This is a genomic window from Pseudomonas sp. SJZ078 (assembly GCF_007828255.1).
Classification (GTDB): Bacteria; Pseudomonadota; Gammaproteobacteria; order Pseudomonadales; family Pseudomonadaceae; genus Aquipseudomonas.
The window spans coordinates 1-22,643 of record NZ_VIUG01000011.1 but is presented as its reverse complement, the minus strand read 5'-3'; the positions used below and the strand labels follow the sequence as shown (position 1 = coordinate 22,643).

15 protein-coding genes are annotated in these 22,643 nt (G+C 62.3%); 2 read left to right on the top strand and 13 right to left on the bottom strand.

Going from position 1 to position 22,643, the window contains the following annotated elements; genetic code table 11:
• Positions 1-56: 56 nt before the first annotated feature.
• The 10 genes from FBY02_RS12485 to FBY02_RS12435 all read right to left on the bottom strand — a co-directional run bounded on the left by FBY02_RS12485 (position 57) and on the right by FBY02_RS12435 (position 14,612).
• On the bottom strand, positions 57-1,475 hold the full coding sequence (locus FBY02_RS12485; protein WP_039592434.1) for an FAD-dependent oxidoreductase: 1,419 nt from the start codon (positions 1,473-1,475) through the stop codon (positions 57-59).
• A 124-nt stretch (positions 1,476-1,599) separates the two neighbouring features.
• Positions 1,600-6,048: a glutamate synthase large subunit gene (gene gltB / locus FBY02_RS12480; RefSeq protein WP_144927876.1), complete on the bottom strand. Its 4,449-nt coding sequence runs from the start codon at positions 6,046-6,048 to the stop codon at positions 1,600-1,602.
• 350 nt (positions 6,049-6,398) lie between these two features.
• A complete protein-coding gene (locus tag FBY02_RS12470; RefSeq protein ID WP_144927873.1) occupies positions 6,399-7,970 on the bottom strand; it encodes an AAA family ATPase in 1,572 nt (523 codons plus the stop codon).
• 10 nt (positions 7,971-7,980) lie between these two features.
• Complete coding sequence (aroB, locus tag FBY02_RS12465; protein WP_047700487.1) at positions 7,981-9,081, bottom strand: 3-dehydroquinate synthase; 1,101 nt, start codon at positions 9,079-9,081, stop codon at positions 7,981-7,983.
• Positions 9,082-9,230: 149 nt separating this feature from the next.
• Complete coding sequence (aroK, locus tag FBY02_RS12460; RefSeq protein WP_041020548.1) at positions 9,231-9,749, bottom strand: shikimate kinase AroK; 519 nt, start codon at positions 9,747-9,749, stop codon at positions 9,231-9,233.
• A gap of 4 nt (positions 9,750-9,753) precedes the next feature.
• Positions 9,754-11,826: a type IV pilus secretin PilQ gene (gene pilQ / locus FBY02_RS12455; RefSeq protein WP_144927871.1), complete on the bottom strand. Its 2,073-nt coding sequence runs from the start codon at positions 11,824-11,826 to the stop codon at positions 9,754-9,756.
• Complete coding sequence (locus FBY02_RS12450; RefSeq protein WP_371921420.1) at positions 11,823-12,347, bottom strand: pilus assembly protein PilP; 525 nt, start codon at positions 12,345-12,347, stop codon at positions 11,823-11,825. Before FBY02_RS12450 ends, pilQ begins: the two co-directional genes overlap by 4 nt.
• A 14-nt stretch (positions 12,348-12,361) precedes the next feature.
• On the bottom strand, positions 12,362-12,985 hold the full coding sequence (pilO, locus tag FBY02_RS12445; protein WP_144927865.1) for a type 4a pilus biogenesis protein PilO: 624 nt from the start codon (positions 12,983-12,985) through the stop codon (positions 12,362-12,364).
• A complete protein-coding gene (locus FBY02_RS12440) occupies positions 12,982-13,548 on the bottom strand; it encodes a PilN domain-containing protein (RefSeq protein WP_144927862.1) in 567 nt (188 codons plus the stop codon). The genes pilO and FBY02_RS12440 overlap by 4 nt, the downstream gene beginning before the upstream one ends.
• Positions 13,548-14,612, bottom strand: coding sequence for a pilus assembly protein PilM (locus FBY02_RS12435; protein WP_144927859.1), 1,065 nt, complete (start codon positions 14,610-14,612; stop codon positions 13,548-13,550). Before FBY02_RS12435 ends, FBY02_RS12440 begins: the two co-directional genes overlap by 1 nt.
• Positions 14,613-14,818: 206 nt before the next feature.
• Between FBY02_RS12435 and FBY02_RS12430 the strand changes: the two genes are divergently transcribed.
• Positions 14,819-17,263 carry a penicillin-binding protein 1A gene (locus FBY02_RS12430; RefSeq protein ID WP_371921419.1) on the top strand — a complete coding sequence of 815 codons (2,445 nt, stop codon included), beginning with the start codon at positions 14,819-14,821 and terminating at the stop codon, positions 17,261-17,263.
• Between the two features lie 149 nt (positions 17,264-17,412).
• On the opposite strand, the gene FBY02_RS12425 is transcribed toward FBY02_RS12430, so the two are convergent.
• From FBY02_RS12425 to rpmE, 3 genes are all read right to left on the bottom strand, one after another.
• A complete protein-coding gene (locus FBY02_RS12425; RefSeq protein ID WP_144927853.1) occupies positions 17,413-18,681 on the bottom strand; it encodes a malic enzyme-like NAD(P)-binding protein in 1,269 nt (422 codons plus the stop codon).
• Positions 18,682-18,862: 181 nt separating this feature from the next.
• Complete coding sequence (locus FBY02_RS12420; RefSeq protein WP_144927849.1) at positions 18,863-19,648, bottom strand: thermonuclease family protein; 786 nt, start codon at positions 19,646-19,648, stop codon at positions 18,863-18,865.
• Positions 19,649-19,689: 41 nt separating this feature from the next.
• A complete protein-coding gene (gene rpmE, locus FBY02_RS12415; RefSeq protein WP_007936818.1) occupies positions 19,690-19,908 on the bottom strand; it encodes a 50S ribosomal protein L31 in 219 nt (72 codons plus the stop codon).
• Positions 19,909-20,197: 289 nt separating this feature from the next.
• Between rpmE and FBY02_RS12410 the strand changes: the two genes are divergently transcribed.
• A complete protein-coding gene (locus tag FBY02_RS12410; RefSeq protein WP_144927846.1) occupies positions 20,198-22,417 on the top strand; it encodes a primosomal protein N' in 2,220 nt (739 codons plus the stop codon).
• Positions 22,418-22,643 lie beyond the last annotated feature (226 nt).

Sequence of the window (22,643 nt, the reverse complement as noted above, 5' to 3'; positions counted from 1 at the left end):
CAAGTTAAAAGCAAGAGAGCTTCAATCTTGCAGCTTGCAGCTTGCCGCTGGGGTCTTTAGACCCCCAGATAATCCAGGATCCCTTCCGCCGCATTGCGGCCTTCGAAGATCGCCGTCACCACCAGGTCGGAACCACGGACCATGTCGCCACCGGCGAAGATCTTCGGGTTGCTGGTCTGGTGCTTGTACTGGCCTTGTTCCGGGGCAACGACGCGGCCCTGGCTGTCGGTCTGGATGCTGAACTGCTCGAACCATGGCGCCGGGCTTGGACGGAAGCCGAAGGCGATGACCACGGCGTCGGCCGGGATGATCTCTTCGGAGCCGGGGATCGGCTCGGGGCTGCGGCGGCCACGGGCGTCCGGCTCGCCAAGACGGGTCTCGACCACTTTCACGCCTTCGACCTTGTCTTCACCCACGATGGCAATCGGCTGGCGGTTGTAGAGGAACTTCACGCCTTCTTCCTTGGCGTTCTTCACCTCTTTGCGCGAGCCGGGCATGTTGGCTTCGTCACGACGGTAGGCACAGGTCACCGACTTGGCACCCTGGCGGATCGAAGTACGGTTACAGTCCATCGCCGTATCGCCACCACCGAGCACCACCACCTTCTTGCCCTTCATGTCGACGAAATCTTCCGGCGACTTTTCAAAGCCCAGGTTGCGGTTGACGTTGGCGATCAGGAAGTCCAGCGCGTCATACACGCCCGGCAGGTCCTCACCGGCAAAACCGCCCTTCATGTAGGTGTAGGTGCCCATGCCCATGAACACGGCGTCGTATTCTTCGAGCAGTTGCTCCATGGTCACGTCCTTGCCCACTTCGGTGTTCAGGCGGAACTCGATGCCCATGCCGGTGAAGACTTCGCGACGGTTGCTCAGCACGGTCTTTTCCAGCTTGAACTCGGGGATGCCGAACGTCAGCAGACCACCGATTTCCGGGTTCTTGTCGAACACCACCGGGGTCACGCCGCCGCGCACCAGCACGTCGGCGCAACCCAGGCCCGCCGGGCCCGCACCGATGATGGCCACACGCTTACCGGTTGGCTTGACCTTGGACATGTCCGGGCGCCAGCCCATGGCGAACGCGGTGTCGGTGATGTACTTCTCCACCGAACCGATGGTCACCGCGCCAAAACCGTCGTTCAGGGTGCAGGCGCCTTCGCACAGGCGATCCTGCGGGCACACCCGGCCGCAGACTTCCGGCAGGGTGTTGGTCTGGTGGGACAACTCGGCGGCCTGGAGGATATTGCCCTCGGCCACCAGTTTCAGCCAGTTGGGAATGAAGTTGTGCACCGGGCACTTCCATTCGCAATACGGGTTACCGCACCCCAGGCAGCGGTGGGCCTGGTCGGCCGACTGCTGGGGTTTGAAAGGCTCGTAGATCTCGACGAACTCTTTCTTGCGTTGACGCAACAGTTTCTTCTTCGGATCCTTGCGCCCGACATCGATGAACTGGAAGTCGTTATTCAGACGTTCAGCCATTGTTAAAACCTCATCACAGCAGCTTCAAGCTACGAGCTTCAAGCTGCAAGAAAATCACTGTGCAGGCACATCGCGCACTGCTGTTAGCTTGCGGCTTGTAGCTTGCCGCTTGCAGCTGCGTCGTTTACTGCGGGTTGGCACGAGTGCTGGAAAGCAACGACTTCAGGTTGGCAGCCTTCGGCTTGACCAGCCAGAAACGACGCACGTAGTCATCGAGGTTTTCCGCAAGTTCACGACCCCACTCGCTGTCGGTTTCCTCGACGTACTCATCCAGCACGCGTTGCAGGTGGCTGCGGTAGGCTTCCATCGCCTCGCCGCTGATCCGCTGGATTTCCACCAACTCGTGGTTAACCCGGTCAACGAAGCTGTTGTCCTGGTCGAGCACGTAGGCGAAACCGCCGGTCATGCCAGAGCCGAAGTTGTAACCGGTCTTGCCCAGCACGCAGACAAAACCACCAGTCATGTATTCGCAGCAGTGATCGCCGGTGCCTTCCACCACGGTGTGGGCCCCGGAGTTACGCACGGCAAAACGCTCGCCCGCGGTGCCGGCGGCGAACAGCTTGCCACCCGTGGCGCCGTACAGGCAGGTGTTGCCGATGATGGCACTGTTCTGGGTCTTGTAGACGCTGCCCTTGGGCGGAACGATGACCAGTTTGCCGCCGGTCATGCCTTTGCCCACGTAGTCGTTGGCATCGCCTTCCAGGTACATGTTCAAGCCGCCGGCGTTCCAGACGCCGAAGCTCTGACCGGCAGTGCCCTTGAAGCGGAATGTGATCGGCGCCTGGGCCATGCCCTGGTTGCCGTGCTTGCGGGCGATTTCGCCGGAGATCCGCGCGCCGATGGAACGGTCGCAGTTGCAGATGTCCAGGCTGAACTCGGCACCGCTCAGGTCGTTGATCGCCGAAGCGGCCATGTCGACCATCTTCTCGGCCAGCTCGCCCTTGTCGAACGGCGGGTTGCGGTCGACCTGGCAGAACTGCGGCTTGTCTGCCGGGATCAGGTCGCTGCCCAGTAGCGGAGTCAGGTCCAGGTGATGCTGCTTGGCGGTCTGGCCTTCGATCACTTCCAGCAGATCGGTACGGCCGATCAGCTCTTCGAGGGAGCGCACGCCCAGCTTCGCCAGCCACTCGCGGGTTTCTTCGGCCACGTAGGTGAAGAAATTCACCACCATGTCCACGGTACCGATGTAGTGGTCCTTGCGCAGCTTCTCGTTCTGGGTCGCCACGCCGGTGGCGCAGTTGTTCAGGTGGCAGATGCGCAGGTACTTGCAGCCCAGGGCAATCATCGGCGCGGTGCCGAAGCCGAAGCTCTCGGCGCCGAGGATGGCTGCCTTGATCACGTCGAGACCGGTTTTCAGGCCACCGTCGGTCTGCACCCGGACCTTGCCGCGCAAGTCGTTGCCGCGCAGGGTCTGGTGGGTTTCCGCCAGGCCCAGTTCCCACGGTGCGCCGGCGTACTTGATAGACGTAAGCGGCGAAGCGCCGGTGCCACCGTCATAGCCGGAAATCGTGATCAGGTCGGCATAGGCCTTCGCCACACCGGCGGCGATGGTGCCCACGCCGGCTTCCGCGACCAGCTTCACCGAGACCAGTGCCTGCGGGTTCACCTGCTTGAGATCGAAGATCAGTTGCGACAAGTCTTCGATCGAGTAGATGTCGTGATGGGGCGGTGGCGAAATCAGAGTCACGCCGGGAACCGCGTAGCGCAGCTTGGCGATCAGACCGTTGACCTTGCCGCCGGGCAGTTGGCCGCCTTCACCAGGCTTGGCGCCCTGGGCGACCTTGATCTGCAGCACCTCGGCGTTGACCAGGTACTCCGGTGTCACACCGAAGCGGCCGGTGGCAACCTGTTTGATTTTCGAACTCTTGATGGTGCCGTAGCGCGCCGGATCCTCGCCGCCTTCACCGGAGTTGGAACGCGCACCTAGGCGGTTCATGGCTTCGGCCAGGGCTTCGTGGGCTTCCGGGGACAGGGCGCCAAGGGAAATACCGGCGGAGTCGAAGCGCTTGAGCACCGATTCCAGCGGTTCCACTTCGCTGATGTCCAGCGGGGTATCGAGGGTCTTGACCTTGAGCAGGTCGCGAATCATCGACACCGGGCGATTGTCCACCAGCGCCGTGTATTCCTTGAACTTGCCGTAGTCACCCTGCTGCACAGCGGCTTGCAGGGTGTTCACAACATCCGGGTTGTAGGCGTGGTATTCGCCGCCGTGGACGAACTTCAGCAGGCCACCTTGCTGGATCGGCTTGCGCGGACTCCAGGCTTCGGCGGCCAGGGCTTTCTGCTCGGCTTCGATGTCAACGAAACGCGCACCCTTGATGCGGCTCGGCACGCCCCGGAAGCTCAGCTCGCAGACTTCTTCGGACAGGCCGATGGCCTCGAACAGTTGCGCACCGCGGTACGAGGCGATGGTCGAGATGCCCATTTTCGAGAGGATCTTGAGCAGGCCCTTGGTGATACCCCGGCGGTAGTTCTTGAACACCTCGTAGAGATCGCCCAGCACTTCACCGGTACGGATCAGGTCGCCGAGCACTTCGTAGGCCAGGAACGGATACACCGCCGAGGCACCGAAACCGATCAGTACCGCGAAATGATGTGGATCGCGGGCGGTGGCGGTTTCGACAAGGATGTTGGAATCGCAGCGCAGGCCTTTCTCGGTCAGGCGATGATGCACCGCCCCCGTAGCCAGGGATGCATGGATCGGCAACTTGCCCGGCGCAATGTGACGGTCGCTGAGCACGATCTGGGTGCGACCGGCGCGCGCGGCTTCTTCAGCCTGATCGGCCACATTGCGGATGGCCGCTTCGAGGCCGACGCTTTCGTCGTAGTTCAGGTCGATGACCTGACGCGCGAAGCCCGGACGGTCAAGGTTGGTCAGCGAACGCCACTTGGCCGGGGAAATGACCGGCGAGCTGAGGATCACCCGCGAGGCGTGCTCCGGCGACTCCTGGAAAATGTTGCGTTCAGCGCCCAGGCAGATTTCCAACGACATCACGATCGCTTCGCGCAGCGGGTCGATCGGCGGGTTGGTCACCTGGGCGAACTGCTGGCGGAAATAGTCGTATGGCGTGCGCACGCGCTGCGACAGCACCGCCATCGGCGTGTCGTCACCCATCGAGCCGACCGCTTCGTAGCCCTGCTCACCCAACGGACGCAGCACTTGGTCACGCTCTTCGAACGTCACCTGGTACATCTTCATGTACTGCTTGAGCTGATCGACGTCGTAGAAAGCCGAGCCGTGGTCGTTGTCTTCCATGGTCGCCTGGATGCGCAGGGCGTTCTTGCGCAGCCATTGCTTGTATGGATGACGGGACTTGAGGCGGTTGTCGATGGCGTCGGTGTCAAGGATCTGGCCGGTTTCGGTGTCCACGGCAAAGATCTGGCCCGGGCCCACGCGGCCCTTGGCAATAACGTCTTCGGGCTGGTAGTTCCAAACGCCGATTTCCGAAGCCAGGGTGATGAAACCGTTGGTGGTGGTGACCCAGCGCGCCGGGCGCAGACCGTTACGGTCCAGCAGGCACACGGCATAGCGACCATCGGTCATGACGATACCGGCCGGGCCGTCCCACGGCTCCATGTGCATGGAGTTGTATTCGTAGAACGCCCGCAGGTCCGGGTCCATGGTCTCGACGTTCTGCCACGCTGGTGGAACCAGCATGCGCACGCCACGGAACAGGTCGATGCCACCGGTCACCATCAGTTCGAGCATGTTGTCCATGCTCGAGGAGTCCGAGCCCACGCGGTTGACCAGCGGGCCGAGCTCCTCGAGGTCGGGCATCAGGTCGTTGGCGAACTTGGTGCGACGGGCCAGAGCCCAGTTACGGTTGCCGGTGATGGTGTTGATCTCGCCGTTGTGGGCGAGGAAGCGGAATGGCTGCGCCAACGGCCATTTCGGCAGGGTATTGGTGGAGAAGCGCTGGTGGAACACGCAGATCGCGGTTTTCAGGCGCTCGTCGCTCAGGTCCGGATAGAAGGCGGTGAGGTCCGCCGGCATCATCAGGCCTTTATAGATGATGGTCTTGTTGGAAAAGCTGCAGATGTAGTGGTCGGTGTCGGCGGCGTTGGCCACGGACGAGCGACGACGGGAGCTGAACAGCTTGATCGCCATTTCCTGGTCGCTCAGGCCTTCGCCGGCGATGAACACTTGTTCGATCTGCGGCAGGCGCGCCAGGGCCAGGCTACCGAGGACACTGGTGTCGATCGGCACTTTGCGCCAGCCGACCAGTTGCAGACCGGCGGCCAGGATCTCGCGGTCCATATTCTCGCGAGCGGCCTGGGCCTTCACCGGGTCCTGGTTGAAGAACACCATGCCTACGGCGTACTGCTTGGGCAGGGTGACGCCGAACGTTTCCTGGGCAATGGCACGCAGGAACTCATCAGGCTTTTGAATCAGCAAGCCACAACCGTCACCAGTCTTGCCGTCGGCGTTGATCCCACCACGGTGGGTCATGCAGGTCAGGGCCTCAATGGCCGTTTGCAAAAGGGTATGGCTAGGCTCGCCCTGCATGTGGGCTATCAGGCCAAAACCACAGTTATCCTTGAATTCATCTGGTTGGTACAGACCTGCTTTCATAGACACTTTCTCACCAGGCTGCCTCTTTTCGAGACAAATTTCTTTTCAATTCAGCCAGTTGCATGTCGCGCCGAACGTACGCCGGCTTTGCGGGGGCAAAAGGGAGGTCATTGTACATGCCGACACAGACGCCCACAAATTTGACGACGAAACGTCGCAAATTCATGTCGCATTTGTGAAAGGTTTAAAGCTATATGCTGTGCTAGTCAAAACTTTTTTGGGTTCGACCGCTACGACTCAAACGCTACTGTGACGCAGACACCACAAGGCGCGCGGCCTGACAGGTCGCTCGCTCTTGCGGAAATGTTGAGGTTGCCGGGAGAGGCGGCCTGGGTAAGGCCGCCGAATCTTCAGCGGGTTGCAGCCAGTTCCTGTTGGACGCTGGCGACAGTGCGAGGCCAAGGTTTACCAGCCTGAACCTTCGCTGGCAAGGCCTTGATAGCGGAAACAGCTGCATCACGGTTGGCAAAACTGCCATAAGTGATGACATACAGTGGCTTGCCGTTGAGGACTTTCTTGAAATAACGATACTCGCCGCCCTGCTCCTTGACGAAGTTCTGCGCGGTGGCTTCGGAGCTGGTGCCGAGAATCTGTACGACGTAGTTGCCCGGTGCCTGACCGGCATACCAGTTGCCACCCGCGGCCTTGGCCGGTGCTGCAGGCTTGGCCGCCGGGGCAGGTGTCGGCTTGGCGGCCGGCGCCGGGGCAGGCTTGGCCGTCGCCACCTGGGTCGGCGCCGGGGTCGGCTTGGCGGCCGGAGCAGGCGTGGGTGTCGGAGCCGGACCGGCAGGCACGCCCTCAGGCGGCGCCGTGGTGGTCACGGTCGGCGGCGTGTCGCCGTCGTCGATCGGTGGCGCCGCGCCATCGTCGCCCTCGGTGATTCCACCGGCGGCTTCAGCCAATGGCCCGCGCATGACCGGTTGCGACTGGCCGACCAGCGGCAGCGGCATCGGCTGGGTGCTGCCGGCAAATTCCACCGCTGGCGCACCGCCATTGGGCTTCGGCGCCCCCTGGCCGAGGGGCAGTTGTGCCTGTTCGTTGGCAGGCGCGCCGGTCGTCGGCGCCTTGTTGCGACCCGGCATCAGCCAGGCCGCGACGACCGCGACCACGACGACGGCGGAAATCGCCAATACGTGTTTCTTCGGCATGTTGAACCCCATGGTTGGACGCTTCACCGCTGAGCGGCTGGCAATCATGACTTCGATCAAGGCATCACGAGCGACCTGGTTGATGTTGCCAGGCCAGCCGCCGGAACCTTCGTGAATCTCAGAGATCTGATCGGCGGTAAAAAGTTCGATACCCCGACCCGCGCCTTCAAGACGCTGATCCAGGTATTCGCGGGTCTCTTCTTCGGTGTAGGGCGCCAGCTCGATGATATGGAAGCGCTCTTCCTCGAGCTCCAGCTGGTCCAGATCGGCGATCAGCGACGACTCGCCAAACAGGAACACATGGGGACGCCCTTCAGGCGCACCGGCCGCCAGCGCCAGCAGGGCCTCCAGGGCCGACTCGTCGAGCTGCTCGGCGTCATCCACCAGCAGATAGACCTCCTGCCCGGTCAGCGCCAACTGGACGATCTGGTCGAGAATCGCGCCCACTTCGGCCTGGGCCAGGTTCAGCGCCTGTGCGACCTGGCGCAACACACCGGCGGCATCTCCGGCACCACGGGCCGAGACCACCACGCTTTGCACCGACTGTTTGTTGGTGCTGGCCACCAGCGCCTGGCGCAGCAAGGTCTTGCCACTGCCCTGAGGACCGGTGACGACCAGCAGCAATTGGCTGTAGCGCGCCAGGTGATGCAACTGACCCAGCACCGGTTTGCGCTGGGCCGGGAAAAACTTGAAGCCGGGGACCCGTGGAGCGAAGGGGTCGTGACTCAATTGGAAATGGCCGAGGAAAGCCTCGTCGGCATGCAAACTAGTCATCGGAATCTCATTAACCTTTAAGCTGAGCCAGGGCGTGGTAATCCGCGCCCAGCGTGGCCTGTAGAACCTCTTTCGGATAATCGTCGGTCACCACCGCTTCGCCCATGCGGCGCAGCAGCACCAGACGCAGACGACCATCGATCACTTTCTTGTCGATTGCCATGTGTTCGAGGAAATCGGCCTCGGTCATTTCCTCGGGAGGCACCACCGGCAGCCCGGCGCGCTGGAAGAGACGAATGCCGCGATCACGCTCTTGCTCGCTGATCCAGCCCAGGCGCGCGGACATTTCCAGGGCCATGACCGTACCGGCCGCTACCGCCTCGCCATGTAGCCAGACACCATACCCCATGTGGGTCTCGATGGCGTGCCCAAAGGTGTGGCCCAGGTTGAGCGTGGCCCGTACACCCGACTCCCGCTCATCGGCTCCGACCACCGCGGCTTTGGCCGCGCAGGAGCGCTCGATGGCGTAGGTCAGGGCTGCCTGGTCCAGCGCCCGCAGGCGATCGACGTTCTCTTCGAGCCAGCCCAGGAACGGTTCGTCGCAGATCAGCCCATACTTGATGACCTCAGCGAGCCCTGCGGACAGCTCACGGGACGGCAAGGTATTGAGGGTAGCGGTATCAATCAGCACCACGTTGGGCTGATAGAAAGCGCCGACCATGTTCTTGCCCAGCGGATGGTTGATCCCGGTCTTGCCGCCCACTGACGAGTCGACCTGGGACAGCAACGTGGTAGGGATCTGGATGAAGTCGACGCCGCGCTGGTAGCAGGCCGCGGCAAAACCGGCCATGTCGCCGATCACCCCACCGCCCAAGGCCACCACCGTGGTGCGCCGGTCATGCCGCGCGGTCAGCAGGCCGTCGAAAATCAGTTGCAGGGTTTCCCAGTTCTTGAACGCCTCGCCGTCTGGCAACACCACGGAAATGACCGAGAAGGCCGACAGACTGCGGGTCAGGCGCTCCAGATACAAAGGGGCGACGGTTTCGTTGGAGATGATCGCCACTTGCCGCCCGGCGATATGCGGCACCAGCAGTTGTGGCTGGTCCAGCAAGCCTTCGCCAATGTGAATCGGGTAGCTGCGCTCGCCCAGGTCAACCTTTAGTGTCTGCATGTGTCCCCACGGTCAAAGATGGAATCAGGCGTCCTGCCTGCAGTTAACGAAAAGTCCACGGTGTCTGCTCTGACGCCACTCGACGGCCATCTGCTACATCCGGGCGGATGACGGCGAGACGCCGAGGATAGCGCATTTCCCGTGGTGCATTAACGGGGAGGCAGTTGCTGCAGACGTTCGAGAATCTCCAGCACTACCATCCTCGGGGGCCGTTCGTCGGTTTCCACCACCAGATCGGCGATCTCCCGGTACAGCGGATCACGCAGCTCCAGCAGGTCCCGCAGGGTCTTGGCCGGATCGGCGGTACGCAGCAGCGGACGGTTGCGGTCCCGGGCGGTACGACCGACCTGCTGTTCGACGGAGGCGTGCAGGTAGACCACCCGTCCGCCGGCATGCAATTCCCGACGGTTGGCTTCGCGCATCACGGCGCCGCCGCCAGTGGCCAGCACCACACCTTCGAATGCGCACAGCTCAGCGATCATCGCCTGCTCGCGATCACGAAAGCCTGGTTCGCCTTCCTTGTCGAAAATCCACGGGATATTCGCGCCCGTGCGCAATTCAATTTCCTTGTCGGAATCTTTGAACGGCAGGCGCAGCTCTTTGGCCAGCAAACGGCCGATGGTGCTTTTTCCAGCGCCCATCGGCCCAACAAGAATCAAATTTCGCACAGAATCAACGACTCACAGCAATCGCCTGGTTGTTCATGATACGCGGAGTGAGGAATACCAGCAGCTCGGATTTTTTCTCCGAAACCAGATCACGCCGGAAAAGGCGGCCAAGATACGGCACATCGCCAAGAAATGGCACCTTATCTACAACCTTGCTCTGAGTATTTGAGAAAACCCCGCCAATCACAATGGTCTCGCCGTCATTGACCAGCACCTTGGCGTTGACTTCGTTCTTCTTGATCGGTGGCACCTCCTGCACCTTGTTCAGGTAGTCCGGTTCATCCTTGGTGACCTTGACCTCCATGATGATGCGGTTGTCCGGGGTGATCTGCGGGGTCACCTCCAGCGACAACGAGGCTTCCTTGAACGACACCGAAGTGGCCCCACTGGAACTGGCTTCCTGGTAGGGGATTTCCGTGCCCTTGAGGATTTTTGCAGTCTCCTTGTCCGACGTCACCACCTTGGGCTGGGAAACGATTTCCCCATTGCCGGTTTTCTCCATGGCCGTCAGCTCCAGGTCCAGCAATACGTTGTCGGTGATGAACGCAATGCCAATGCCCGAGGTATTGCCCGTCGCGCCCATGTCGACGAATGGCTGGTTGGTGCTGGTACTGCCCGGCGTGCCGATAGTGGTGGAGCTGCCGGTGGTCACACCGGAAGAGTTCCAGTTGCCCTGGTTCTGCACCGAGCCGCCCCAACGCACGCCCAGACTCTTGTCGTAATCGACGTTGGCCTCGACGATCCGAGCCTCGATCATCACCTGGCGCACCGGAATATCCAGCTGCGCCACGATACGGCGCAATTCGTCGAGGCGGTCCTGGGTCTGGTAGGCAATGATGTTGTTGGTTCGCTCATCCACCGTGATCGTGCCGCGTTCATCGGCTTTCGCCTCGGCGCTGGTCACCGACTGGAACAGCTTGGCGATGTCCGCCGCCTTCGCATAGTTGACCTGCAACAGCTCTCGCCGCAGCGGCGCCAGGTCGGCAATCTGCTTCTGGGACTCCAGTTCCTGGCGCTCGCGAGCCGCAATCTCATCGGCGGGGGCGACCAGCAACACATTGCCGACCTTGCGCTTGTCCAGCCCCTTGGTCTTCAGCACCAGGTCCAGCGCCTGGTCCCACGGAACATTCTGCAACCGCAAGGTGATACCGCCCTGCACCGTGTCGCTTGCCACCAGGTTCAGGTTGGTGAAGTCGGCAATCAGTTGCAGGACCGAGCGCACTTCGATGTCCTGGAAATTCAGGGACAGCTTTTCACCGTTGTAGGCGGCACGGTCAGTGTCGCGCTTGCGCAAGTCCTCGACCGTCATGGGCCGGACGCTGACGGTCAGTTTGTTGTCGGTCTGGTAGGTCGAATAATCGAAGGTACCGCCGGGCTCGATGCTGATGGTGGCCCGGTCGGAGCCGGCGCTGGCGTTGACGAACTGCACCGGGGTGGCGAAGTCCTTGACGTCCAGGCGCACCCGCAGTGGTTCAGGCAATTGGGTTCTGGCGAAGTTGAGAATGATCTTGCCTTCCCTCTCCTGGATATCCGGTGCGATGGAGGGGTCCGACAGGTCGATCACTACATTGCCTTCACCCTGGGTCCCGCGCTGAAAGTCCACGCCACGGATGGCCCTGCCCACCGGCGCGTTGCTCCTGGCAGGCACCACCCCGGCCGCCGCCGGGCGCGGGGCCTGGGCGGCACTCCTGGGCTCCGCGCCCTTGCCGACCACCACGAACAGATTATTGCCCTCGACCCGAGCGTTATACGGCACCAATTGGGTGAGGCCGATGATCAACCGGGTGCGGTTCCCCGCCTCGACCACCGTGGCGTTGCGCGCATTGCCGCTGCCAAGGTCCTGGGTCTTGCGCGCCAACTGGTTGGTCACCCCTGGCAGGTCCAGGGCGATCCGGGCCGGTTGTTCGGTGGTATAGCCCCGCGGGGTGGGGGGTGGCCCGTCGAAAGTGAGCTTCAACTCGACCCGGCCCCCCGGCAAAGCCGCGACATCCAGCGTCTTCAGGCTCGCCCCAAGCACCATCGGTGACATCAGCGCCATCCATAGCGAAACACCGAAGGCGGTAAAAATCCTGTTCATTGTTCGAGTTCCACTGAGTGCTCTTTCAAAGGAATGGTCCGTGGTCGCTCCAGCCAGGCACCTTCGCCATCGGGAACGATTTCGACCACATCGACCTGGGTGGCACCGATGGCGACGATTCGCCCGTCATTGCGCCCCAGGTAGTCACCGACCTTGAGCCGGTGCACCCCGCCCGCACCGCGCAGCAGCGCATAGGCGCCACTGGCATTGGCGATCGTGCCAACCATTTCAAACTGTTCGATGTTGAAGCCTTCGAGGTATTGCTTGACCCGGTTCGGATCGGGCTGGACATTGCGCGAACCTTTTTGCCGCTCAGCCTGATCCACCCGGACCTGCCGTGAGAACGGGCTGCGCAGGTCGGATGCGTTGTAGGTGAAGGTTTCGTTTGGCCTGAAGGTCGGCGTCGGCTCGATCTTGCCGGGCGGACGCAACCGCACTTCATTCATGTAGGCGTCCAGGTCCTCGAAGCCAGTGTCGTTGTTACAGCCGGTCAGCACCACCAGCCCCGCCAGCAGGCCCATGCAGTGGAGCGGCTTCATGGCTGCGTCCCCTGCTCGTTGTACCGGTAGGTTTTGGCCTGGATGCTCATGCGCAGCTTCGATCCCCCTTCGGGATCCGCGGGGGCGATATCAAAATCGTGCAACGTGACAATGCGGGGCAGCCCGGCAACCCCGCTGACGAATGTCGCCAGGTCATGGTAGCCACCGGTCACGGTGATCTGGATCGGCAGTTCGATGTAAAACGGCTGGGTCACTTCGGGCAGCAGTTTGATTTCCTCGAACTCCAGTCCGCTGCCCAGGCCGGTGCGAGTGATGTCTTCCAACAGGCCAGGTACCTCGGTGTCGCTGGGCAATTGCCGCAACAGCACACCAAAGGAGGTTTCCATCTGCTTCATCTGCTCGATGTAGCGCTCCAGGTTCGCGGCCATGTGGGCCTTGCCCGCGAATTGCGCCTTGAGGGTATTTTCTTCCTCGCGCACCTGCTGCAACTGATCCTCCAGATCGCTCACGGCGAAGTTATAGCCCAACCCCAGGACCAGGACGACCAGCAGGACGCCGGCCAGCCATTTGACCGGCATCGGCCAGGAGCCGACGTTATTGGTGTCCAGGTCGCTGAAGTCGACCTTGCGCAGCGCGTCGAACCACTCCCCCGGTTTCATTGGGCGTCCTCCGCGTCGGCCGGCTGGGTCTGGCGGACCGTCAGCTGGAACACGTTGGCCTGGTCGAGCTGCCCAGCCGTCGTGGCCTTGACTTCGGTCAGGCTGGGCGCGTCGAACAGATCCGACGCGTCCAGGTTGCGCATCAGGTCCGAGACCCGATGGTTGGACTCCGCCGCGCCCTTGATGGAGAGCGTCCGGTCTTCCATTTTCACCTCGGTGAAATACACCCCGTCCGGCAACGTCCGCACCAATTGATCGAAGATACGCCCGCTGACCGGGCGGTTGCCCTGCAGGTCCTGGATGATGCGCATGCGCTCCAACAATTGTTGGCGCCGGGCCTTCAGCTCGCTGATCTGCTTGATTCGCTCGTCCAGTACCGCTATCTGCTCGGAAATATGTCCGTTACGCGCCAGTTGGTGGTTGATGGCGCCGTGCAGGTATTGCACCCCGATCAAGGTCACCCCTACCGCACCGACCAGCGCCCCCACCAACGCCAGCAGGAAGCGCTTGCGGCGCTCTTCGCGCAACTCTTCGCGCCAGGGAAGAAGGTTGATCCGTGCCATCAGTCGAAACTCCTGAGGGCCAGCCCGCAGGCGATCATCAGCGCCGGCGCATCACTGGCCAGGGCACCGGCATTGACCTTGCTGCCCAGGGCCATGTTGGAAAACGGGTTGGCCACCTGGGTCGGCGTGCCCAGGCGCTGTTCGATCAGCCGGTCCAGCCCGGCCACAGACGCCGTGCCCCCCGCCAACAGGATGTGGTCCACTGCACAGTACTGGCCCGAAGCGAAGAAAAACTGCAGGGACCGCGAAACCTGCTGCACCAACGCCTCGCGAAAGGGCTGCAACACCTCGCTGAGGTAATCGTCCGGCAGGCCGCCCTGCTTCTTTGCCAGGCCGGCCTGTTCGAGGGTCAGGCCGTAGCGCCGCTGGATTTCCTCGGTGAGCTGGCGACCGCCGAACAATTGCTCGCGGGTATAGATGATGCGTCCGTTGTGCAGCACGCTCAGGGTGGTCATGGTGGCGCCGATATCGATCACCGCGACGGTCAGCCGCTCCTGGGAGGCGGCCAGTTGCGTGGCGAGCAGGCCGAAGGCGCGCTCCAACGCATAGGCTTCCACGTCGACCACCCGGGCCGTCAGCCCCGCCAATGCCAGCGCCGCCTCGCGCACCTCGACGTTTTCCTTGCGACAGGCCGCCAACAGCACCTCGACCCGCTCGCTGTTGCGCGGCGACACACCCAGGACCTCGAAATCGATGGCCACTTCATCCAGCGGATAAGGAATGTACTGGTCCGCCTCGATCTTGAGCTGGTTCTCCATCTCGTCGTCGGACAGCCCGGCGTCCATCTCGATGGTCTTGGTGATCACCGCCGAGCCCGCTACGGCTACCGCGACGCTGCGCAAAGGCGTCCTGGCCTTGACCAGGACCCGGGACAGCGCCTGCCCGACCCCCTCGAGCTCGGCGATGTTCTTCTCGATCACGGCATTGGCCGGCAACGGTTCGACCGCGTAGGACTCGACACGGTAACGGTCGCCCTGGCGGCTCAACTCGAGCAGCTTCACCGATGTGGAGCTGATGTCGATGCCCAAAAGCGTATGGGCTTTTTTATTGAAGAGTCGTAGCACTACCAATTCCCTATGACTATCCGTGAGTTACGGACTCTCTAATACGCATTGCGTTCAATCACCCCAGCCCGACGGACGTCCGGATGGCGTTTCCGACGGAAAAAAATGCTTATAATGCGCAGCGCTTTTTCGCTTTGCTGCAAGCACGGGTCCTTCCCTGCACCTGACGCCTTTTTCATTCTTTGCCTGGATATCCAAAAGCCTTGATTCGTCTGCTGAAATTTTTCGGATGGTCCGTCATCGCCGTTTTCTGCGGACTGCTCCTGGGTCTGAGCGGTGCGTTTCTTTACCTTAGTCCGGGTTTGCCATCCGTGGAGGCGCTGAGAAGTATTCAGTTGCAGATTCCTTTGCGGGTGTACAGCAGCGACAACAAGCTGATCGCCGAATTTGGCGAGATGCGCCGCACACCGATCCGTTTCGCCGACATCCCGCCCAACTTTATCAATGCGTTACTCAGTGCCGAAGACGACAATTTCGCCAACCACTATGGCGTCGATCCAGGCAGCCTGATGCGTGCCGCCAGCCAGTTGGTCAAGAGCGGGCACATCCAGTCCGGCGGCAGCACCATCACCATGCAGGTGGCCAAGAACTTCTTCCTGACCAGCGAGCGCAGCTTCTCGCGCAAGACCACCGAGATCCTCCTGGCCCTGCAGATCGAACGGCAGCTGACCAAGGATGAAATCCTCGAGCTGTACGTGAACAAGATCTACCTGGGCAACCGCGCCTATGGCATCGAGGCGGCGGCCCAGGTGTACTACGGCAAGTCGATCCGTGATGTGAGCCTGGCGCAAATGGCAATGATCGCCGGCCTGCCGAAGGCGCCATCGCGCTTCAACCCGCTGGCCAACCCGGCGCGCAGCAAGGAGCGGCGCGACTGGATCCTGGGGCGCATGTACAAGCTCGGCAAGATCAGCGAAGCCGACTACACCGCTGCGATCAATGAGCCGTTGAACGCCAGCTATCACGTGCCGACACCGGAAGTGAACGCCCCGTACATCGCCGAAATGGCTCGGGCCGAGATGGTCGGACGCTATGGCAGCGACGCCTATACGGAAGGGTTCCGCGTCACCACCACAGTGCCGAGCAACCTGCAGGAAATGGCCAATACCGCGTTGCACGAAGGCCTGATGACTTACGATCAGCGCCACGGCTACCGCGGCCCCGAGTCGCGCCTGCCGGGCAAGACCAAGGAGGCCTGGGCCCTTGAACTGACCAAGCAGCGCACCATCAGCAGCCTGGAACCGGCGATTGTCACCCAGGTGGACAAGGACGGCATCAAGGTCCTGACGCGCAATGGTGAGCTTGAGGAACACGTGAAATGGGACACCATGAAATGGGCCCGTCCGTTCCTCAACACCAACAGCATGGGGGCCGCCCCCCGGCAGCCGTCGGACGTGGCCCAGGTCGGCGACCTGATCCGGGTGCAGCGCCAGCCGGACAACACTCTCAAGTTCAGCCAGATCCCGGCCGCCCAGGGCGCACTGGTATCCCTCGACCCGCAGGACGGTGCGATCCGTTCCCTGGTGGGCGGCTTCGCCTTCGAACAGAGCAACTACAATCGTGCATTGCAGGCCAAGCGCCAGCCGGGCTCGAGTTTCAAGCCGTTCGTCTACAGCGCCGCCCTGGATAATGGCTATACCGCGGCCAGCCTGGTGAACGACGCGCCGATCGTGTTTGTCGACGAGTACCTGGACAAGGTCTGGCGACCGAAGAACGACACCAACACCTTCCTCGGTCCGATCCGTTTGCGCGAGGCGCTGTACAAATCGCGCAACCTGGTGTCGATCCGCCTGTTGCAGGCGCTGGGGGTGGATCGCACCATCGACTACATCGCCCGGTTCGGCTTCAACAAGCAGGACCTGCCCCGCAACCTGTCCCTGGCCCTGGGCACCGCGACCCTGACCCCGATGGAAATCGCCACAGGCTGGAGCACGTTCGCCAATGGCGGGTACAAGATCACCCCGTACATCATCGACAAGATCGAGAGCCGCAACGGCGAGACACTGTTCGTGGCCAACCCGCCGCGGGTGCCTACCGGCGAGCAAGCCAGCGACGGCATCGCCGCACCGTCCGCCGAGACGTTCACGGTGAATCCGACGCCGGGCGAAGCCACCACCGCCACTCCAGCGACCCAGGCACCTGCTGTCGCCGAACGCATCGTTGACGGGCGCACCACCTACATTCTCAACAGCATGCTGGAAGACGTGATCAAGCTCGGCACCGGCCGTCGCGCACTGGCCCTGGGCCGTACCGACCTGGCAGGCAAGACCGGTACCACCAACGAATCCAAGGACGCCTGGTTCTCCGGCTACAACGGCGACTACGTGACCACCGTCTGGACCGGTTTCGACCAGCCCGAGAGCCTGGGTCGCCGTGAGTTCGGCGGTACCGTGGCACTGCCGATCTGGATGAGCTACATGGGTGCCGCCCTCAAGGACAAACCGCCGCACACCCAGCCGGAACCGGAAGGCATCCTCAGCCTGCGGGTCGACCCGGTCAGCGGTCGCGCGGCCACTCCAGGCACCCCCGGCGCCTACTTCGAACTGTTCAAGAGCGAAGACACCCCGCCGTCAGTCAATGAACTGGGCAACGGCGTTGCGCCGGGCAGCCCGCTGCCGGCGGATGAAGCGGCGCCGATCGATTTGTTCTAGGAAAGCAGCGGCGAGCTTCAAGCCGCAAGCTTCAAGTAAAGCCAAAGCAAGCGCGGTATGCCTCGCTTCTAACTTGCAGCTTGAAGCTTGCCGCTCGAAGCCCATAAAAAAACCTGGCCGAGGCCAGGTTTTTTTATGGGCGACTGCTTTTAACCGTTGAACACGTCATCCACGCTCTTGAGCGGGTAGTTCTTCGGATACGGCAGGGTTGCCACGCCAGTCTCGATCGCAGCCTTGGCCACGGCGTCGGAGATCAGGGTGATCAGGCGGGCGTCCATTGGCTTCGGAATGATGTACTCACGACCGAATTCCAGCTTGATGCCACCGTAGGCGTCGCACACTTCCTGAGGCACCGGCAGCTTGGCCAGTTCGCGCAGGGCGTTGGCGGCCGCGACTTTCATCTCTTCGTTGATGCGCTTGGCGCGAACGTCCAGGGCACCGCGGAAGATGAATGGGAAACCCAGCACGTTGTTGACCTGGTTCGGGTAGTCCGAACGGCCGGTGGCCATGATCACGTCGCTGCGGGTGGCGTGAGCCAGTTCCGGGGCGATTTCCGGATCCGGGTTCGAGCAAGCGAACACAATCGGGTTCGGCGCCATGCGCAGCAGGTTCTCCGGGCTCAGCAGGTTCGGGCCCGACAGACCGACGAACACGTCGGCGCCGTCCAGTGCGTCCGCCAGGGTGCGCTTGTCGGTCGCGTGGGCGAAGACAGCCTTGTACTGGTTCAGGTCGCTACGACCGGAATGGATCACGCCGGTACGGTCGATCATGAAGATGTTTTCGATCTTCGCGCCCATGCTCACCAGCAATTTCATGCAGGAAATGGCCGCAGCACCAGCGCCCAGGCAGACGATCTTGGCTTCCGGCAAGGTTTTGCCAGCGATTTCCAGGGCGTTGATCATGCCGGCCGCAGTCACGATTGCGGTACCGTGCTGGTCATCGTGGAACACCGGAATGTCGCACTGCTCGATCAGGGCGCGTTCGATTTCAAAGCACTCAGGTGCCTTGATGTCTTCCAGGTTGATGCCACCGAAGGTGATGGAGATGCGCTTGACGGTGTCGATGAAGGCTTGCGGGCTTTCGGAGTCGACTTCGATGTCGAACACGTCGATACCGGCGAAACGCTTGAACAGCACACCCTTGCCTTCCATGACCGGCTTGGAGGCCAATGGCCCCAGGTCACCCAGGCCGAGAATCGCGGTGCCATCGGAAATGACTGCAACCAGGTTGCCCTTGCCCGTGTATCGGTAGGCCAGTTCAGGGTCGCGAGCGATTTCGCGGACTGGTTCGGCTACGCCGGGGCTGTAGGCCAGCGACAGATCGCGGGCAGTAGCGGTGGCCTTGGTGAGCTCGACACTCAGCTTTCCTGGACGAGGATTAGCGTGATATTCGAGAGCGGCAGTTTTCAGATCAGACATGTGGGCATTCCGCTTTTTACTGTGTTGGACAGACGGACCGCCGAGGATACGCGCCTCGCAAAGTCCCTACAAGACTGACCGGTCACCGCTGTCAAGCGCCCTGCCCTACGACTTTGGGCCAAGGGCCACGAAACACAAGGGCTCAATGCATACAATCAACAGAAAAAATGTCGACAATTTCTTATCCGGGCAAGGGACTCAGCATCATTGGATCGGTCAATGGCAGTAACCATCGGCCTTGCCCCTGCCCGGTGCTCCCACGTCGCGAACGGTCGATCACCCAGCCCCGTGCCTCGATCTGTCTGCCGACAAGGCGCTCAAGGGAAGCCACATCGAAGCGATCCAGCAGATTGGGCGCAACGCGCAATACAACCGAATCGTCCAATTGCAGCCAAACACCGCCACGATTGCGCCTGACCGCGTTGACACGGCCGCTCAGCACGGCGAAACCGGACGCTTTGACCTGCCCGGCCTTGAGCACGGGTGAACGCCCCCACAGCCCCAGACGCGCCTTGCGCGCCTGGCGTTCGGCTGATCGCTGGCAATCCGCCAGGTCGACATTCGGTGCCACCGCCACCTGGAAACCCAGGCCCTCGGCGAGCATCTGCGCCTCGAGGTTGCGGCCATCGACACCGTAGGCATGGGCCAGTGTCCGACCATAGCGATCCTTGCTTTCCTTGCCGGGAACCAGCCCTACACGCCTGTCACTGGCAGCCACCAAGGCCTCCAGGCGACGGCGGGCCACAACGGCAAAAGGCTCGTCGGAACGCCCCTGCCGACCCAGCTCAGGTGTATTGAGCCCGATCAAGCGCACGCTGCGACCATCTGCCAGGCGCAGGGTATCGCCATCCACCACCCGCCGGACCGTCACCTCGGTCGCGCCCGTCGGTGCCGGGCAAAAAGCCTGGGCGCCGGTCAGCCAAATCGCGGACACAAAAAAGGCGCCCGCAAGGGACGCCTTCTTCATCACTTCGCAGCCGTCGAAACGACCCGTCAAAATGATCAGTCTCAGGCCTTCTTGGCGCCGAAAGCACCGAAACGGTCGGCGAACTTCTGAACGCGACCACCGGTATCCAGAGTCTTTTGCTTACCGGTGTAGAACGGGTGGCATTCGTTGCAAACGTCGATCGCCAGGGCTTTGCCGTAGGTCGAACGGGTTTCGAACTTGTTGCCGCAGCTGCAGGTTACAGCAACGGCTGGGTATTCCGGATGGATATCGGCTTTCATGGTGTTTTCCTCAGGCTAGCGTGCCGCCATCCAACACTATTGTTGAATACCGCACGTAATTAGGGCGCGAATTCTACCAGACATCGACGATGACGCAAGCTATGCCTTGTACCAACCGTCTGCTAGGCTCCCGGCCTCATGCACGATGCCAATGTGGGAGCGGGCTTGCTCGCGAAGGCGGTGAATCAGTTTGCAGCAATGCCGACTGTGCCACCGCTTTCGCGAGCAAGCCCGCTCCCACAGGGATTGCGCCCAGCCTTTTGAACATGCCTGTCATTGAGATCCCCGCGTGCCCGACGCCATCCTGCGCCTCGCCCTGCCTTCGCCCCTGCGCCGCCTGTTCGACTACCGCGCCCCGGCCGGAGTCCCGCGTGCCCGGCTGCAACCGGGCATGCGCTTGCGGGTGCCCTTCGGTCGGCGGGAGATGATCGGCATCCTGGTGGAAGTCACCGACCACAGCGAGGTCCCGGCCGACAAGCTCAAACCGGCCCTGGCGTTGCTCGATGCCACGCCACCGCTGCCGGCCTCGTTGTTCAAGCTATGCCTGTGGACCGCCCAGTATTACCAGCACAGCCTCGGCGATACCCTGAGCTGGGCATTGCCGGTGTTGCTGCGCCAGGGCGAACCGGCCGAAGCACGCCAGGAGCGGTTCTGGTCGGTGGCGCCGGGGGCTTCGCTGGATGACCCGCGCATCGCCCGCGCCCCGCGCCAGCGCGAAGCCCTGACGACACTTGCCCAGCATCCCCATGGCGTGGCGCATCAGTTGCTGAGCAAGCTGATGCTCAGCAAGGACAGCCTCGACCTGCTGTTGACCAAGGGCCTGGTCCAGGTGGAAGTCCGCCGGCATGCCCCGGGCGCTCGTCACGAACATTGGCTGGCCCAGCCGGAACTGCCGCTCAACGCCGAACAACGAGCGGCTTGCGAAGCGATCCGCGCAGGCTTCGACAGTTATCACGCCTTCCTGCTGGCAGGCGTCACCGGCAGCGGCAAGACCGAAGTCTATCTCCAGCTCATCCGCCAGACCCTGGAAGCAGGCAAGCAGGCCCTGGTGCTGATTCCGGAAATCAACCTCGGCCCACAGACCCTCGCGCGTTTCGAACAACGTTTCAACGCCCGCATCGCCCTGGTGCATTCGGCGGTCAATGACCGCGAACGCCTGGAAGCCTGGCTGGCCGCCCGAGACGGCGAAGCCGATATCATCATCGGCACCCGCTCAGCCCTGTTTACGCCGATGAAGAACCCCGGCCTGATCATCATCGACGAAGAACACGACGGCTCGTATAAACAGCAAGAAGGCTTGCGCTACCACGCCCGCGACCTGGCCCTGGTACGGGCCCGCCAAGAGGACATTCCCATTGTCCTCGGCTCGGCGACGCCCTCCCTGGAGAGCCTGCACAACGCCTACACCGGCCGCTACGGGCTCCTGCGCCTGAACGAACGGGCCGGCGGCGCCAAACAGCCGCGGTTCCTGCGCCTGGACGTGAAGAGCCGCCCACTGGACAGCGGCATTTCCGGGCCGATGCAACAAGCCATCGGCCAGACGTTGGCTGCCGGCCAGCAGGTTCTGGTGTTTCTCAACCGCCGAGGCTTCGCCCCGACCCTGCTGTGCCATGACTGCGGCTGGATGTCCGGCTGCGAACGCTGCGACGCGCGGATGACCGTGCATCAACGCTACGGCGAGCTGCGCTGCCATCACTGCGGCCACACCGAGCGGGTGCCGAGGCACTGCCCGCAGTGCGGCAAAGTAGACCTGCGCCCGGTGGGCGCCGGCACCGAACGCGCCGAAGAACGGCTGGGCATTCTCTTTCCCGATTACCCGGTACTGCGGGTGGATCGCGACAGCACCTCGCGCAAGGACGCGATGAACCAGCTGTTCGCCACGATCCAGAAGGGCCAGCCCTGCATCCTGGTGGGCACGCAGATGCTCGCCAAGGGACACCACTTTCCCCGGGTCACGCTGGTGTCGATCCTGGATGCCGACGGCGGGCTGTTCTCCGGCGACTTCCGCGCCAGCGAACGCATGGCTCAGTTGATCGTCCAGGTCGCCGGTCGGGCCGGACGGGCCGAGGAACCGGGCAAGGTGATTATCCAGACCCACCTGGCGGACCATCCGCTGCTGATACAACTGACCGAGCAAGGCTACTTCGCCTTCGCCGAGCAGGCCTTGAGCGAACGCCGCAGCGCCGGTTTGCCGCCGTTTGCCCATCTGGCACTGTTGCGGGCCGAGGCCCACAAGCCGGGGCAGGCCGAAGGCTTTCTTGACGATGCCTGCAGCGAGGCCGAACGTTTGCTGGCCGAGCAGAACCTGAGCGGAATCGAGCTACTGGGCCCGGTACCGGCTCCGATGGAACGGCGAGCGGGGCGTTATCGGGCGCAACTCTTGTTACAAGCCAATGCCCGGGCGCCGCTGCATCGCCTGCTGAGCGCCTGGCTGCTGGTACTGGAACAGATGCCCAGCGGACGAGCGGTACGTTGGTCGCTGGATGTGGACCCGGTGGATTTGTATTGATCAGATCGCAAGCTTTGCCCCCTGTGGGAGCGGGCTTGCTCGCGAAAGCGGCGGCACAGCCAACATCACCACAACTGACCCACCGCCTTCCCGGGCAAGCCCGCTTGTATGGTAGGACTTGAAGGGAGGAAGAGGGACAAGGCTCGATTCTGACTGTTAGCCGCAGTACAGACCGTGGGAGATTTCATCCCTCCTCCTTTCACCCAAGCGCCGATAAAGAATGCAT